Source organism: Acinetobacter sp. I-MWF (genome assembly GCF_025433935.1).
In the GTDB taxonomy this organism is placed as follows: Bacteria; Pseudomonadota; Gammaproteobacteria; order Pseudomonadales; family Moraxellaceae; genus Acinetobacter; species Acinetobacter guillouiae.
The window spans coordinates 3,265,160-3,280,593 of sequence record NZ_JAMBAR010000001.1 but is presented as its reverse complement, the minus strand read 5'-3'; the positions used below and the strand labels follow the sequence as shown (position 1 = coordinate 3,280,593).

At 38.1% G+C, this 15,434-nt stretch carries 13 protein-coding genes and 1 tRNA gene; 10 read left to right on the top strand and 4 right to left on the bottom strand.

Annotation, left to right across the window (positions count from 1 at the left end):
* Window positions 1-152 precede the first annotated feature (152 nt).
* The 5 genes from rlmE (at window position 153) to M2R48_RS15095 (ending at window position 4,628) form a co-directional block, all read left to right on the top strand.
* Window positions 153-803 carry a 23S rRNA (uridine(2552)-2'-O)-methyltransferase RlmE gene (gene rlmE / locus M2R48_RS15115; protein ID WP_004717323.1) on the top strand — a complete coding sequence of 217 codons (651 nt, stop codon included), beginning with the start codon at window positions 153-155 and terminating at the stop codon, window positions 801-803.
* A 179-nt stretch (window positions 804-982) separates the two neighbouring features.
* A complete protein-coding gene (gene ftsH, locus M2R48_RS15110; protein WP_004823226.1) occupies window positions 983-2,872 on the top strand; it encodes an ATP-dependent zinc metalloprotease FtsH in 1,890 nt (629 codons plus the stop codon).
* 131 nt (window positions 2,873-3,003) lie between these two features.
* On the top strand, window positions 3,004-3,858 hold the full coding sequence (gene folP / locus M2R48_RS15105; RefSeq protein ID WP_262086616.1) for a dihydropteroate synthase: 855 nt from the start codon (window positions 3,004-3,006) through the stop codon (window positions 3,856-3,858).
* Between the two features lie 158 nt (window positions 3,859-4,016).
* On the top strand, window positions 4,017-4,331 hold the full coding sequence (locus M2R48_RS15100; protein ID WP_004717317.1) for a DUF5713 family protein: 315 nt from the start codon (window positions 4,017-4,019) through the stop codon (window positions 4,329-4,331).
* 220 nt (window positions 4,332-4,551) lie between these two features.
* Window positions 4,552-4,628 (top strand) — tRNA-Met (locus M2R48_RS15095).
* A 129-nt stretch (window positions 4,629-4,757) separates the two neighbouring features.
* Here M2R48_RS15095 and M2R48_RS15090 read toward each other — a convergent pair.
* The 3 genes from M2R48_RS15090 to M2R48_RS15080 all read right to left on the bottom strand — a co-directional run bounded on the left by M2R48_RS15090 (window position 4,758) and on the right by M2R48_RS15080 (window position 8,328).
* Window positions 4,758-5,801: a hypothetical protein gene (locus tag M2R48_RS15090; RefSeq protein ID WP_262086615.1), complete on the bottom strand. Its 1,044-nt coding sequence runs from the start codon at window positions 5,799-5,801 to the stop codon at window positions 4,758-4,760.
* Between the two features lie 5 nt (window positions 5,802-5,806).
* Entirely contained in the window at window positions 5,807-7,432 is a 1,626-nt protein-coding gene (locus M2R48_RS15085) for an NAD+ synthase (protein WP_262086614.1), read from the bottom strand.
* Between the two features lie 386 nt (window positions 7,433-7,818).
* A complete protein-coding gene (locus M2R48_RS15080; RefSeq protein ID WP_262086613.1) occupies window positions 7,819-8,328 on the bottom strand; it encodes a hypothetical protein in 510 nt (169 codons plus the stop codon).
* A gap of 456 nt (window positions 8,329-8,784) precedes the next feature.
* On the opposite strand from M2R48_RS15080, the gene M2R48_RS15075 reads away from it, so the two are divergent.
* The 4 genes from M2R48_RS15075 to M2R48_RS15060 all read left to right on the top strand — a co-directional run bounded on the left by M2R48_RS15075 (window position 8,785) and on the right by M2R48_RS15060 (window position 13,764).
* Complete coding sequence (locus M2R48_RS15075) at window positions 8,785-9,741, top strand: metal-dependent hydrolase (RefSeq protein ID WP_262086612.1); 957 nt, start codon at window positions 8,785-8,787, stop codon at window positions 9,739-9,741.
* 375 nt (window positions 9,742-10,116) lie between these two features.
* Window positions 10,117-11,070 (top strand): metal-dependent hydrolase, encoded by a 954-nt coding sequence (locus M2R48_RS15070; RefSeq protein WP_034612487.1) that lies wholly within the window; start codon window positions 10,117-10,119, stop codon window positions 11,068-11,070.
* Window positions 11,071-11,098: 28 nt separating this feature from the next.
* Window positions 11,099-11,944: an SDR family NAD(P)-dependent oxidoreductase gene (locus tag M2R48_RS15065; RefSeq protein ID WP_154129208.1), complete on the top strand. Its 846-nt coding sequence runs from the start codon at window positions 11,099-11,101 to the stop codon at window positions 11,942-11,944.
* Between the two features lie 293 nt (window positions 11,945-12,237).
* Window positions 12,238-13,764, top strand: coding sequence for a flavin-containing monooxygenase (locus tag M2R48_RS15060; RefSeq protein ID WP_262087505.1), 1,527 nt, complete (start codon window positions 12,238-12,240; stop codon window positions 13,762-13,764).
* Between the two features lie 38 nt (window positions 13,765-13,802).
* Here the strand turns inward: M2R48_RS15060 and M2R48_RS15055 are convergent, their stop codons facing one another.
* A complete protein-coding gene (locus tag M2R48_RS15055; protein WP_262086611.1) occupies window positions 13,803-14,492 on the bottom strand; it encodes a DUF2306 domain-containing protein in 690 nt (229 codons plus the stop codon).
* 206 nt (window positions 14,493-14,698) lie between these two features.
* Between M2R48_RS15055 and M2R48_RS15050 the strand changes: the two genes are divergently transcribed.
* On the top strand, window positions 14,699-15,367 hold the full coding sequence (locus M2R48_RS15050; protein ID WP_034612492.1) for a YARHG domain-containing protein: 669 nt from the start codon (window positions 14,699-14,701) through the stop codon (window positions 15,365-15,367).
* Window positions 15,368-15,434: the final 67 nt, after the last annotated feature.

Sequence of the window (15,434 nt, the reverse complement as noted above, 5' to 3'; positions counted from 1 at the left end):
ATCACTACGCTGTAAATTCTGTAGAAATAATCGATGAAGCTTATTCAAAAAAACATATCAATATCTGTCGATTTAAATCAATATGAATACTGCAATGAGAATTTTTTTCACGTACAATCAGAAGTTAGTTATCGGTTTAGATCAAGAGAGTTATGGCTACACGCATTACCAACCAGAAGTTATCCAAAAGTAGTCGTGCGTGGATGAGAGAGCATTTAGATGACCCTTTTGTGAAAAAAGCACAAAAAGAAGGTTACCGCGCTCGTGCTGCATATAAACTTCTTGAAATTCAAGAAAAACACAAAATGATTAAACCAGGGATGACCGTGGTGGACTTGGGTGCTGCACCAGGAAGTTGGTCGCAAATCGCAGGTAAACTGGTCGGTGATAAAGGTTTAGTGATTGCTTCAGATATTTTAGAAATGGATGCTTTACCTGATGTTACCTTCTTACAAGGTGACTTTAGAGAAGAAGAAGTTTTCGAAAAATTGTTAAATATTTTAAATGGACGCACTGTAGACGTTGTAATTTCAGATATGGCCCCCAATACATCAGGTAATAGGGCTGTAGATCAACCTCGCCAGATTTACTTGTGTGAACTTGCATTAGATTTTGCCAACAAGGTTCTTGGACCAAAAGGGCAGTTTTTAGTTAAAGTTTTCCAAGGAACTGGTTTTGATGAGTTCCGAAAGCAAGTCGTGGATAGTTTTGATGTGTTAAAAACAGCAAAACCAGCTGCTTCACGTGCACGTTCAAAAGAAGTTTTTTTAATTGGACAGGGCCGTAAAAAAGTTTCGCAATAGCTGGTGTTTTTGAGGTATGTTCATTCTTCGTAATGAATTGCCAACAAATGCTTGCCAAGTTGTTAAAAATTGTGCATTTTGTACCTTTTTAACCTTTATTGCGAAATTCATTACTCGCTTTTTGTTACGATCAAGCAAGATTGAGCCTGATCAAAATAGTTATATATGGGAATAAAGCTTTGAGCGATTACTTCAAAAATGCCGTATTGTGGCTGGTCATACTGGGTGTGCTGATCTTAATCTTCAGCAATCTCAGTGACCGCAGTAAGCCTTCTGCGATGAATTATTCAGAATTCGTCACAGCGGTGAATGCTGGTCAAATTAGTAAAGTCACAATTGATGGTGAAAGAATAAGCGGCGAAAAAAAGAACGGTTCGAACTTTGAAAGTATTCGCCCAGCAGTTCAAGATCCTGAATTGATGCCTACACTCATCAAAAATAACGTTGTAGTTGAAGGTACTGCACCTCAACGTCAAGGTTTATTGATGCAACTTCTCATCGCAAGCTTTCCTGTGCTTTTAATTATTTTATTGTTCATGTTCTTTATGCGTAACATGGGTGGTGGTGCAGGCGGTAAAAATGGTCCAATGAGTTTTGGTAAATCTAAAGCAAAAATGCTTTCAGAAGACCAAATCAAAGTGACCTTTACCGATGTTGCTGGTTGTGATGAAGCAAAACAAGAAGTTGTGGAAATCGTTGATTTCTTGAAAGACCCTGCAAAATTCAAACGCTTAGGTGCAACAATTCCTAAAGGCGTATTGATGGTTGGTCCTCCAGGTACAGGTAAAACTTTACTTGCGAAAGCGATTGCTGGTGAAGCCAAAGTTCCATTCTTTAGTATTTCAGGTTCTGACTTCGTTGAAATGTTCGTTGGTGTGGGTGCATCTCGTGTGCGTGACATGTTCGAACAGGCGAAACGCCATGCACCATGTATCATCTTTATTGATGAGATTGATGCAGTTGGTCGTCATCGTGGTTCAGGTACAGGTGGTGGTCATGATGAACGTGAACAAACACTCAACCAAATGCTTGTTGAAATGGATGGTTTTGAAGGGAATGAAGGGATTATCGTCATTGCTGCAACAAACCGTGCGGATGTACTAGATAAAGCATTACTTCGTCCGGGGCGTTTCGACCGTCAAGTGATGGTGGGTCTGCCAGATATTAAAGGTCGTGAACAGATCTTGGCAGTGCATTTGAAGAAACTTCCTTCGGTAACAGGTGTTGATCTTAAAGTATTGGCACGTGGTACACCTGGTTTCTCTGGTGCGCAATTGGCGAATCTTGTCAATGAAGCTGCATTGTTTGCTGCTCGTCGTAACAAGAACACCGTCGATATGCATGACTTTGAAGATGCAAAAGATAAGATCTACATGGGCCCTGAGCGTAAGTCGATGGTGATCCGTGAAGAAGAACGTCGTGCGACTGCTTATCATGAAGCAGGCCATGCCATTGTTGCAGAAATTCTTCCAGGGACTGACCCTGTGCATAAAGTAACAATTATGCCACGTGGTTGGGCTTTGGGTGTAACTTGGCAGTTGCCAGAACATGATCAAACCAGCCATTACAAGTCTAAGATGTTGAATGAACTTTCAATCTTATTCGGTGGTCGTATTGCAGAAGAAGTTTTCATTGATCAAATGTCAACGGGTGCTTCTAACGACTTTGAACGTGCAACCAAAATGGCACGCGCAATGGTGACCAAGTACGGTATGTCAGACAAAATGGGCGTGATGGTCTATGAAGATGAAAACCAAAATGGTTTCTTCGGAAATGTCGGTAGCCGTACGATTTCTGAAGCAACACAACAACAGGTTGATCAAGAAGTACGTCGTATCCTAGATGAACAGTATCGTGTTGCGCGTGATATCCTTGAAAATAACAAAGATATTGCGCATGCAATGGTAAAAGCCTTGATGGAGTGGGAAACGATTGATCGTGATCAAATCCGTGACATCATGGAAGGTCGTGATCCTCAGCCACCTAAGGTTTATGTGGCTGAAAATCCAGTGCTTGATGTAACACCTACAGATGGTCCATCAACACCACCACCATTACCAGCGACCTGATCAGTCAGTGAATAAACAAGAGCCTCAATCGAGGCTCTTTTTTTATACGAAAAAATTCACAGATGAAAAAAAATCACTGTGCTATTGATTTGAATTGCTAAACTAGCCTGAATTGAATAAGGAGAATTGACATGCAACTGATGCCACTGCCCAAGCAAATTTTACAATGTGGGCGTTTGAGTCTGGATTTATCGCAAGCAAATGTCATGGGTATTTTGAATGTCACTCCAGATTCATTTAGCGATGGTGGGAAGCATGATCAAAAAGATCAAGCTGTTGCTTATGCCAAGCAAATGATTGCTGATGGTGCGACAGTAATAGATGTTGGCGGTGAATCTACACGCCCGGGTGCATCTGTAGTCGAGATTGCCGAAGAAATACGTCGTGTTGTTCCTGTGGTTGCTGAATTAGCCAAATTGGATGTCATTATTTCAATAGATACCTCACAGCCAGAAGTCATTCGTGAGGCGGTTAAGGCTGGTGCACATATTTGGAATGATGTCCGTGCCTTAACTCGTCCACATGCCTTAGAGACTGCTGCAGAGCTTAATATCCCTGTGATTATTATGCATATGCGAGGCGAGCCAACCACAATGAATCATCTTGACCAGTATGACGATGTTACTCAAGAGGTAATTGCTGAATTACAGCAACGCGTAGATGATGCACTACAGGCAGGAATTCAGCCTAAAAATATTATGATAGATCCTGGTTTTGGTTTTGCTAAAAATGCGCAACAAAATTTAAAGCTTCTCAATGAGTTTTATCAACTGAACAACATGGGTTATCCAATTTTATCAGCCTTATCACGTAAGCGCTTCATTGGTGACGCTTTAGATGGTGCAGATGCCAATCATCGTGCTGTAGGTAGTGTTACTGCACACTTGCTCAGTATTCAACAAGGCGCGTGTATGGTGCGTGCACATGATGTCAAAGCAATGTCGGATGCAATTAAAGTATGGCAAGCCATGCGCTCTGCAATTTAATGATGAATGATCAATAGTCCCTGATATTGTTTGATCTTTTTTAAAATTAAGATCATCTACATCTGAAAAATTAATCAGTTAAATTGCCCGATCAATTTGGTGAATTGTATGGTTTGTGTTATATAAGCGCGTGAATTGCTGTTTTATTTTAGGTTGCAATGTTTAACGATCTACTTCTCCCAATGTTCGATGATGAATATTATCCAGATATTCTAGTTGCTGAGGTTAAGCAACTTATTGAAAATTTTGCTAAAAAAGTGGCAAAAACCAGCTTTAGTGATGCAGAAATTTATTCTATGGCAAAACTAACTGTGACTGAAATTAATGAAATGAAGCCACAGTTTGAGGATCTTGATTCTTCTTTGGATGGTACTGCAGCTGATTATATTGCTGAAGCAATGATGATGGTGGTACAAGACCAAGGATATCTCGATATTGAAATGGAAGAACTTGTTGCAAATAGAGAGTGGTAAGCCACTCTCTTTTTTTTGCTATAGATTTTTAGAGATAAATAGGGGAGAGAGCTTAATTCCTTAATTATTTACGCTGCTTATTAAGCTGATTTTTTCGATAAAAACATAAATATGTATTAAATTTAAACATTTAAATATCAATTGCTTAAAGTATGAGCATTGGTGTGTTTGAATGCTTGACGTAGGGTAGATAACTTTAGATAATGCGCACACAGTTTATGGCTATGTAGCTCAGTTGGTTAGAGCACCGCACTCATAATGCGGGGGTCACAGGTTCAAGTCCCGTCATAGCCACCATTTTTATAGACCATGCTCACTGCATGGTCTCTTTTTTTGTGCATCATCAAAAGATCACTAGATATAGATAAAAATTATCATCGTGCTATGAATATTTAGAATACTGAAAAAATCCAGTTGAATGTTTGATTAAGCTTTTTCTGCTAAATAATTTTCTATAAATCTTTGTGTTTGCGTGTCAATGTAGAATGGCGCAATCAAGGATTGAATGATCTCATCCAATAAGCCATGTTGATCCAAAGCACCTAGTGTATGTGGAACAAAGCGATCTGCTTCGATAAATAAATCGTTTTGATCTAACCCAACCGAGTGTAGTAATTCTTGTAAGCTATATTCGCCAAAGTATTCATAAAATGCTTCGACTACATTTAAAATAACCTGTTGCATATATTCTGTTTGACGTAATTCTTTCCAAGTTTCATAAACAAGAATAAAGAATTCCTCAAAATCAATGGATTGAACTTGAGAGAAAGCCTCTTTTAATGAGCGTTGCTTAACTTCATTCCAAACATGTGTAGCGATATCTGCTAAGTCTTCATTTGGTAGTAGAATGATATTGCTGAGTTGACTACGGATAGCAGTTGCGAGTTGCTGTTCTAATTTAAGCTCAATATTGTGTTGCTGATCTTGAATAAAGCTGATGACTTTCGCGCCAATACGGTTATGTTTAACGGTGTATTGACGTAGCTGGTTGAGCCAAGGGGTGTTGCTTTCTAAAATCTGGTTGGCAAGCTGTAGGCTAACCTGTTGAATCTGCGGGTTGTGCTGTAAGTTTTCTTGAATATAGTCTCTTAATTGTTCTAATTCTAAGATTTTAAACATCCACAGTTCAAAAGATTCATCTGAGAGTAGATCATTGAAAATGGTTTGACTATGAATGGCATATTGATGAATTTTTTGAGCGACGACACCGATAAATTCAAGAATATCTGCGCCTAAATTCAATTCAAAAGCATATTTTTGCACTACAGACTGCAGTTGCTCAAGTTGAATCACATTTTTTAAAAGAATTTTGTCTGCATTTTGGTAGGTTTGGGAAATAAAATTCTGAATAAATTGCGGATTTTTCTGATCTAAGAGTTGTTTTTTAATAAAGCGAACTTGCTCAAGCAAAAGTGCTTGAGCAAGTTCCTGAGCAAAGCTCGAAGGTGGAGGTGAATTATTCACATTCACGAGGCTTATACACCTGCTTTCCAGCCATTTACAATCGGATAACGGCGTTCGCGGCTAAATGCGCGTGAGCTGATACGTGGTCCAATTGAACCTTGACGACGTTTGTATTCGTTGCGGTCGACAAGCTGAATGACTTTTTCCACGATTGCACGTTCAAAACCTTTGGCAATGATGTCTTCTTGGCTTTGTTCTTCCTCAATATATGCATATAGAATGGCATCAAGTACATCATAAGCAGGTAAAGAGTCTTGGTCTTTTTGATCAGGACGAAGTTCTGCTGATGGTGGACGAGAAATAACACGTTCAGGAATCACAGGCGTTTCAGAAATACTGTTACGGTACTTAGCCAATTCAAAAACAATGGTTTTATAAACATCTTTGAGTACAGCAAAACCACCTACCATATCGCCATATAGTGTGCAATAACCGACAGAAAGTTCAGACTTATTGCCTGTTGCAAGCACAAGGTTACCAAACTTATTGGACAAGCCCATAAGCAATGTACCACGTGCACGCGCTTGAAGGTTTTCTTCAGTTGTATCCGCAGGTGAGTTACCAAAGAATGGGAATAAGGTCTGCATAAAGCTATTTACGATAGGATGAATTTCGGCAATACCAAAAGTAACACCCATACGTTTTGCTTGTTCAGTGGCATCTTCCACACTAATTTGTGATGTGTACGTATAAGGCATCATCACGGCTTGAACTTTATCTGCGCCAATCGCATCAACTGCAATTGCCAAGGTTAAAGCTGAGTCGATACCACCTGATAGTCCTAAAATCACACCAGGGAAACCAGAGCGTTGTACATAGTCGCGTGTTGCTAAAACCAAAGCTTGATAGATTTCAGCCATGGTATTTAATGCTGGCGTAGCTTCAACGACTTGATAGGCTTTGTTTTCTATTTGGTAGTCAGCAAAGTAGAGATCTTCTTTAAAGCTTGGTGCTTGTAACGCAACTTCACCTGAATGGTTAATGACAAAACTGGTCCCATCAAAAATGAGATCATCTTGACCGCCCACTTGGTTGATATAAACCACATTGAGGTGGAGCTGTTTTGCCAACTCTTTTAATGTTTCGATACGATGTTGCGGTTTGCCGACTTCATAAGGTGAAGCATTCAAGACCAAAACACTTTCCACATTGAGTTGAGCAAGCTGTTGAACTGTATTTAAAGACCATACATCTTCGCAAATCAGTACCCCGAACTTATGACCTAAGTACTCAAATACAAGATGTTGATGTCCTTCATTAAAATAACGCTTTTCATCAAAAACGCTGTAATTAGGAAGATTTTGTTTGTTGTAAACCCCTAGAACTTGTCCATCTTTCATCACCGCAGCAGCATTGTAGCGTTGACCATCGTCAGTAAGATTGGCAAAACCAAATACCATCACGATGTCTTTAACAGTAGACAGTTTCTCGAAAGCTTGTGCAGTACGCTTTGCTAGGCTTGGGCGTAAAAGCAAATCTTCGGCAGGGTAACCGATTATAGAAAGTTCAGGGAAAACAACAATTTCAGCATTCTGTTTTTTTGCATCATTGGCTTGTTCAATCATTTTTTGAACGTTCGACTCAATATCACCAATGAATGGAGAGAATTGCGCGAGAGCAATTTTAAAACTTTTCATTTAAACCAAATCCTATTCCAATAGGGTAATTTATATACAAATTGTTGATTTTTAAAATGTAGTTATTCAACATATGTATATAGATATCACAGAAATTGCCAAAGGGCGAAACTATAAAATCATTAAAAATCATCAAAAATCTTTATTTTCTTGCAAGGCAAAAATTTCAGACATTGAGTATTTTAACTAAAAAAACGTCAGAAGCTAGTGATTCATTAAGTTTATTCAGTACACCATCAATGACCTCATGAATTTAGTGTATTTTTTTTATAGAAACTAGTGATTTTTCATTATTTTTTGGATTTTATATTGGAAAAAATCAGCTTTAAATATTTTTTGTGAAATGTATCACTTAATTTGTATAAATTAGCATCAAAATAAAGCGCTTAAATTGAAGGATTGACTGAATTTTTATCCAGAATAATATTTTCAATTCGATTTAAATAAATATCTTTGGCGATATCACCTTGTTGCTCAATATTGTAATCGAAATAAGCTTTTCCTTGAATGAGAGTGTAGCGATAAGGGTTATATTTACCAAAACTTAGGTAAAGTGCGGACTGTAAAATCGCCCCCTTAAGTAATACATTCTCATGGCGCTGATATTGATAAACATGAGCCATTTCATGAATAAAAACAGCTTGATAACCCAAGCTCATACAGGAGAAGTCTTCACAATAGTCTGCATCTTTTAAGTGAATATAACCATTGGGCGCCATCAAAATACCAACAGGCTGCCACGGTAAATAAGGATGATTCATCACCTTGACTTGGCTGTAGTCAATTAATTCTCCAAATACACTTTGGCTAATACGAATTTCGCCGTCTGTCAATTTACGATATTTGAATTGATCCAATTGAAGAAGTTGTACAAAGCGCCAAATGAAATTGAACATTGTTTTATTTTGTGCTGTGTAAAAAGTACATCCATAAGTTTAGCACTGATTCAGTGTGACCCAAAGATTAACTGTGGCCCAGATACACCACGATAAAAAACTGTCTATTGTATATATGCTGACATGAAACTTTTCTTGTTGCCTGATTTCAGTTATGTAGCGTATCCGTAGTTAGGGTTCAGTACACCCAAAAATTAAATCATGATTTAAGTAAGCCAAAGCTGATGACTTATCCGCAAAGGTCATTATTTATCAGTAGAGGCAAGCTCAGCCCTTATTTGTCAGACACTTTATTGAATAGTCATAAATTGCCAATGGATTGACCTGAAATGTCAGTGGTATTTGAATCCAGATGACTTATTTTTCCAACATAAATAGGATTTTTTACTTGAAATGTGAATTTGAACTGGTTTTCAGTCAAATCCTTGATCCCTAAATAAACAATAGGTGCTTCATATGTTACTTGCTAAGCCTGTCAAAAAAGTGTTTGCAAAAGCTTTTCCAAGTCGATTGCCTAATTTAAAAGATCAGATTGCGAATATCCCGATTCGTCACTTCAATTTTAAATTTAGCCCAGATGAGTTGGATGTTAAATTTTTTATGCAAAAAGAGTGGGCGACTGCCTATTTTGCCGCATTGTCAATTTTTTTAACTTATGGTGAAGAGTTGGTGATCGAAACTGCACGACATCATCGTGATCAAATACAAGACCCAGTTTTAAAACAGCGTCTAACCAGTTTGATTGGACAAGAGGCAATTCACTCTAAAGTCCATGAAGAATATAATGAAACCATGATTCCAAATAATTTGCCTGTGCAGTTATATCGGTTTTTAGCAGAACAGGTTTTTAATCATACTTTTTTAAAATTCCCACAACCTTTAAAGCTTTCAATGATGGCTGGGATTGAGCATTTCACCGCTGTTTTTGCTCAATATGCCATGATGCATCAAGACATCTTTAATCATTCTCTTGATGAAAAAACACGTGCTTTATGGTTATGGCATATGCTGGAAGAGTCTGAGCATAAAGATATTGCTTATGATACTTATCAAGTGCTTTCTGCAAATTATCCATTACGAATTTCAGGATTCTTTATTGCGTTGATTACTTTGGGTCTAGGCGTAGGTGCTGGCGCATTGATGTTGCCATTTTTACGACGTCCAATGAATAGCTTTAGTCTAAGTTTTTGGAAAGAGGCAAAGGGCAGTTGGGATTTATTATTTAGTCGAGACAATGGTGTTTTTGGTAGCAGTTTAGGCCATATTTTTGATTATTTGCGTCCAGACTTTCATCCTAATGATCATGATACAACTGAGCTTTTAGAATATTTCAAAAAAGAATTACTTGATCCTGAAACAGGCACACTCACCCCTTATTTTGTTAAAGCGTTTACCCCTGCTTTACGGATGTAATTTTATTCAATCTTAGCATTCAAATTTTCTATTCAATATAAAAACGATGTTGTAGATCGATACTGAGCTTTTCCATCAATTTTTGAAGGAAAAGTTTTTTTTAAAGCTGTGATTTTAACCAAGCACTTTATAAAAATTGTTTTTAAGGGACATTCTTTATCAGTGGAGGCAACTCTTAAAAGTGATTGTCTGACAATTATCTAAGGTTGTCATAATTTGCAAACCGAATGAATGCATGTGCCAATGGTAATTGACAAAGCATGTCGTAATTTTTAGCCATCAAAGTAGAGTTTTTACTCAAAAGGCGATCTGTAGCTCATCAGCGTAAAGACGATGAAATGGATTGCCATATTAAATGAATAAAGAGTACCAGCTATGTTCGCTAAGCCAATTAAGAAAGCCGTTGCTAAAGTTTTTGCTGCGGCACCATTCAGTCTGGAAAATCAAACGCCGATTATTCCAATTCGTCATATGAAGTTTGATTTTGATCCAGAGCAAGTAGATCACCGATTTTATATGGATGCAGAATTGGCAAGTGCATATTTTGCGTCATTGTCGATTTTCTTAACTCGTGGTGAAGATCTTGTGATTGATACTGCTCGTTATCATCGTGATTTCATTACCGATCCATTATTGAAGCAACGTGTTACTTCATTGATTGGTCAAGAGGCGATTCATTCAAAAATGCATGAAGAGTTAAATGACGCTTATTTAATTCGTGATTTGCCAGTAAAGCTGTTTCGTACTTGGGCTGGCTGGGCGTTTGAATATGGTTTTGAGCGTCTTCCACAACCGATGAAATTGTCATTGATGGCTGGTATCGAACATTTTACTGCGGTACTTGCAGAATACATGATGAATCATGAAGAAGTGTTCTTCCGTTCGCAAGATGAAAAACAACGGGCAATCTGGATGTGGCATATGCTTGAAGAATCGGAGCATAAGGATATTGCTTTCGATGTGTTTCAAGAATTATCCAATAACTATTTATTACGTATTGCTGGATTCTTTCCCGCATTGATCACGATTTTGGTGCTGATTTCAGCTGCATCATTTTTAGTGCCTTTTTATCGCAATCCTAAGAACCTGATTAGCTTACGTTATTGGAAGGAGATTCCATATAATTTTCGCCTGATCTTTGGCTTAAAAGATGGTGTTTACGGCAGTAGCTTTAAACATATTTTTGATTATCTGCGTCCCGATTTTCATCCAAATGATCATGATACATCTGAATTTTTGGACTATTACAAAGAGAAACTACTGAATCCAAAGACAGGTCTTCTTACGCCATATTTGACGAAAGAATTTTATCCTGCATTGCGTTCATAAAAACCTAAAAGAGATGGATTTAAAGTTTATGGGTATTTTTTCTAAAAAAGTTAAGCCGAGCCAAAATGCTTATGCGGTCGTGACTGGCGCAGGCAGTGGCATTGGACGTAGTTTTGCAATGGAACTTGCAAAACGCGGAGGAACAATTGTTTGTGCTGACATAAATCTGGATGCAGCCAAAGAAACGGTCAGTTTGATTGAATCACAAACTTCAGCTAAAGCATTTGCTGTGCAATGTGATGTGGGTGTGAAAGAGCAAGTAAAAGCACTTTCAGAACAAGCCGAAAAATTAATGAATCATCCTGTAAGCCTGATTATTAATAATGCGGGTGTAGGGCTGGGCGGTAAGTTTGATGAAGTGTCACTGGAAGATTGGCAATGGTGTATGCATGTCAACCTCTGGGGGGTTATTCATGGTTGTCATTATTTTGTTCCTCAGTTTAAGCAACAAGGTTATGGGGCAATTATCAATGTTGCTTCAGCTGCGGGCTATACAGCAGCTCCCGAAATGACCGCTTATAATGTGACCAAATCCAGTGTGTTGGCATTGTCAGAAACCCTTTCAGCAGAGCTTCGTGGTGACAACATTCGAGTGAATGTGCTGTGTCCAACATTAGTGCCTACAAATATTATGAAAAATGGTCGTTTACCTGGTCATTATGCGGGGTTAGCAGATGATTTACTGATGAATCATGCATTTACCACCAGTGATCAGGTGGTGATTAAAACCTTAAATAATTTGGATGCAGGCAAGCTGTACACCATTCCTCAGCCAGATGCAAAACTGTTTTGGATATTAAAACGTGTATCACCCACCTTATATGCCAAAGCGCTGGGTATCGGATATCCATTATTTAATAAATACATCAAATAAGCTGCGAGTAAATCAAGATGACAACAGAAACAACTTTAGCTACGCTGCCTAAAGAGAAAAGCGTAGAGCAAAACTCAACCCAAACTACAGTTGAAGACATTAAACAGGTGACTCAATCGAATACAGCACAAGACAAATCGCTTGAAGCAAAACAGCTTAAAGAAAAAGTGCCTGTAGAGAAGCAAGTTGAGGCAAAGACTGTTACAAAGCCAGCGAAAGCAAATCACCCTAAAGCTGAAGTCCAAACTCCAGCTAAAGCTAAAAATAAGCCTGAGGTAAAAGTTGAAACACAAATAAGCGCTCAATCTAAAAAGCTTGAACAATCGGCTGAAGAAAAAGCGCCAAAGACTCAGCACAAAGAAGCTGTGCACATCTATGACACCATCGTGGTTGGTGCGGGTATTTCAGGGATTGCTGCTGCTTATAAAATGAATCAAGCAGGCTATAACGATTATGTGGTCCTTGAAAAAGCCAGTCGTGTGGGAGGAACATGGCGCGACAATAATTATCCGGGCTGCGGTTGTGATGTACCCTCAGCACTTTATTCATTTTCTTTCTCACCAAGCCATAAATGGAGCCATTTATTTGCCAAGCAGCCAGAAATTCTAAGCTATTTAGAAGAAGTGGTGGAAAAATATGACCTTGGTGAGAAAATTGAATTTAATAATGAATTGATCAGTGCCAAATGGGATGAAGCACAACATATTTGGCACTTAGAAACATCAAAAGGTCAATATCAAGCCAAGACGGTGATCTTTACGACAGGACCGATTACTGAACCTGCTTTGCCGAAATTAAAAGGAATTGAAAGTTTTAAAGGTGAAATGTTCCATTCAGCACGTTGGAATCATGATTATGATTTAACGGGTAAGCGTGTTGCAGTGATTGGTACAGGGGCTTCTGCAATTCAGTTTATCCCACAAGTACAACCTTTAGCGAAACAGCTGATCGTATTCCAGCGTACAGCACCGTGGGTACTACCCAAGGCGGATATGGAGTTAAACGAAACGGCTAAAGGGATCATTTCTCGATTCCCAATCATTCAACAAACTTGGCGTAATAGCATTGCACAGATTTTAAATGGGATTAACTTTGGATTGCGTAATCCTAAAGTATTGGAACCTGTTAATTTCCTAAGTAAGCAATTACTCAAACTACAAATTAAAGATGAAACTTTGCGTAAAGCAGTGACACCGAACTTTACTATTGGATGTAAGCGCTTATTGTTTGCAAACAATTATTATCCAGCACTACAACAAGATAATGTGAATCTGATTGCACATGGTTTGGTTGAAATTGATGGAAATACAGTGGTTGCAGCAAATGGTGAACGTCATGAAGTGGATGTGATTATTTGGGGAACAGGCTTTGAAGTTTCACATCCTCCAATTGGTAAACGAGTTTATGACAGCAATGGTCAAGTCCTTGCTGAGCGTTGGAAAAATAGTTCACCTGAAGCATATTTGGGCGCCAGTATTGAACATGTACCGAATGCGTTTTTAGTCCTCGGTCCAAACATTCTAGTCTATGATTCATTTATTGGTATCGCGGAAGCACAAGTCGGCTATATTGTTGATGGCTTGTTAAAAATGCGTGAGCAAAAATTCACTCGCTTTGAAATCAAAGCGGATGTGCTTGCCCAGCATAACAAACGTCTGCAGAAACATTTAAAAACCACTGTATTTAATGCGGGTGGGTGTAAGTCTTATTATCTGGACGAAAATGGTCGTAACTTTGCAGCATGGCCATGGTCATTGCAACAATTACGCAACCAATTAAAACAACTAGATTTAAACCATTATAGCGTGAGTAAAAAATAAGCTTAGTATTCAATTGCTGAACACTTTTTATGAGAGCCCTAAATTAATTTAGGGCTTTTATTTTTTTGTCTTGTGCGACGATATAATCCAAAAATAATGATTTCAGCTAGGATTAAATTGACCACCCAACCTAACCAAGATTCTAGTTGATAGATGTGAATTGGGGTTAACCAATCAAAATAAGGTTGTAACTGATAAAGCACGATTTTCCATGTCCTTAAGCTCAGCGCTGAAAGACTGAGTGCAAAACTACGGATCATCCAGTCACGATGTAAAATCCAGCGCTTTTTCAATAAAAAGTACAAAGCGGATAGGGTGGTGATCGCCCAGAGTGAACTTAGTAAGACAAAGCTGATTTGAGTAGATAACCCTCCAGCCGCTGAAAAAGCTAAAATTAAGCCACTAGGTAAAGACAGCCCCAAAATGGTGATCAGATACAGCCAACCACTCCAGCGATGAATTCGGGGATAACGCGTGCGAAAGACACGGAAAAACTGTGTAAATCCAGCGATGAGTACAAAACTACTGCTGATCACATGGATTTTAAAAGCCGCCTGCCAAGGTTGAGTATTGACTACATCTTGCTTTAACAAGAGAAAATACTGATCAGTTTGCCATGGGAAATATTGTAGACATATCGCGACCATGAGATAGCATAAATAAGCATAGATCACGAGTGAAATTAGACTCAAGCTTGAATATGCCAAGTTAGTTTTTGTTTTGTTCATCACTGCTTATAATGGAATGGTGATTGAGAAATTATAGTGGAAGATAGGTTGAAACAGCATATTTATGTTTGGGTATGGCATAGATTTTAAAATAAACCACAGAGAATCCTGATTTATTTATCTTAAAGTAGATCACAAAGCAAACAATTTAATCTAAAATCAATGTGAAAATGCATCCAATATCTTCATAACAAATAGGTATAACAATGAATAAAAGTTTAATCGCACTCGTCGGATTAGGAATGATTGGTTTCCAGAATAGTTATGCACTGGATATTCAACAGTTGCAAAAATCTTGGTCTGGAAAATATGATGAGCAGAAAATTGCTGTTTTCATCCAATCTATCGATCGTAATCAGGTCAAAGGCTATAGTGTTCTCGGTAAAAATAAACAAAATTTCTCAGGAAAAGTACAGACGACTTCACAAGGCTATAAAATTACCGCAACAGAAAGCGGTGCTAAAGCAAGTAGTGGTGTGTTTACGTTTACTGTAAAACAAAATCAGCCGAATGTGTTGGAGTCTAGTTGGGAATCTACAACGGCTAAGGTTAAACCAAAATATTTTGATTTAAAGCCGCAACAGTGTCGCTATCAAAAAGATGTCGGTGATTATCCAGTTGCATCACAACGTTTATTAAAAGATGAGGATCTACAAATTCCTCCTGAAGAACTGGACTGGATGCGTAATGAAATTTATGCGCGTCATGGTTATTCATTTGCCAATAAAGAGATTGCCTCTCAATTTGCTAACGATAATTGGTATATGCCATGCAGTACCAATGTTGAAAATCAATTAACTCAGATTGAAAAGACCAATATCCAACGTATTAAAAAAATTCGTCCGTATATGGCGAAAATGGAATGGGGTCGTTGATCAATGTTTTGATCATATCTGGTTTAAATGATAGCTAAAGCAAAAGCATTTTAATTTGATTTATATC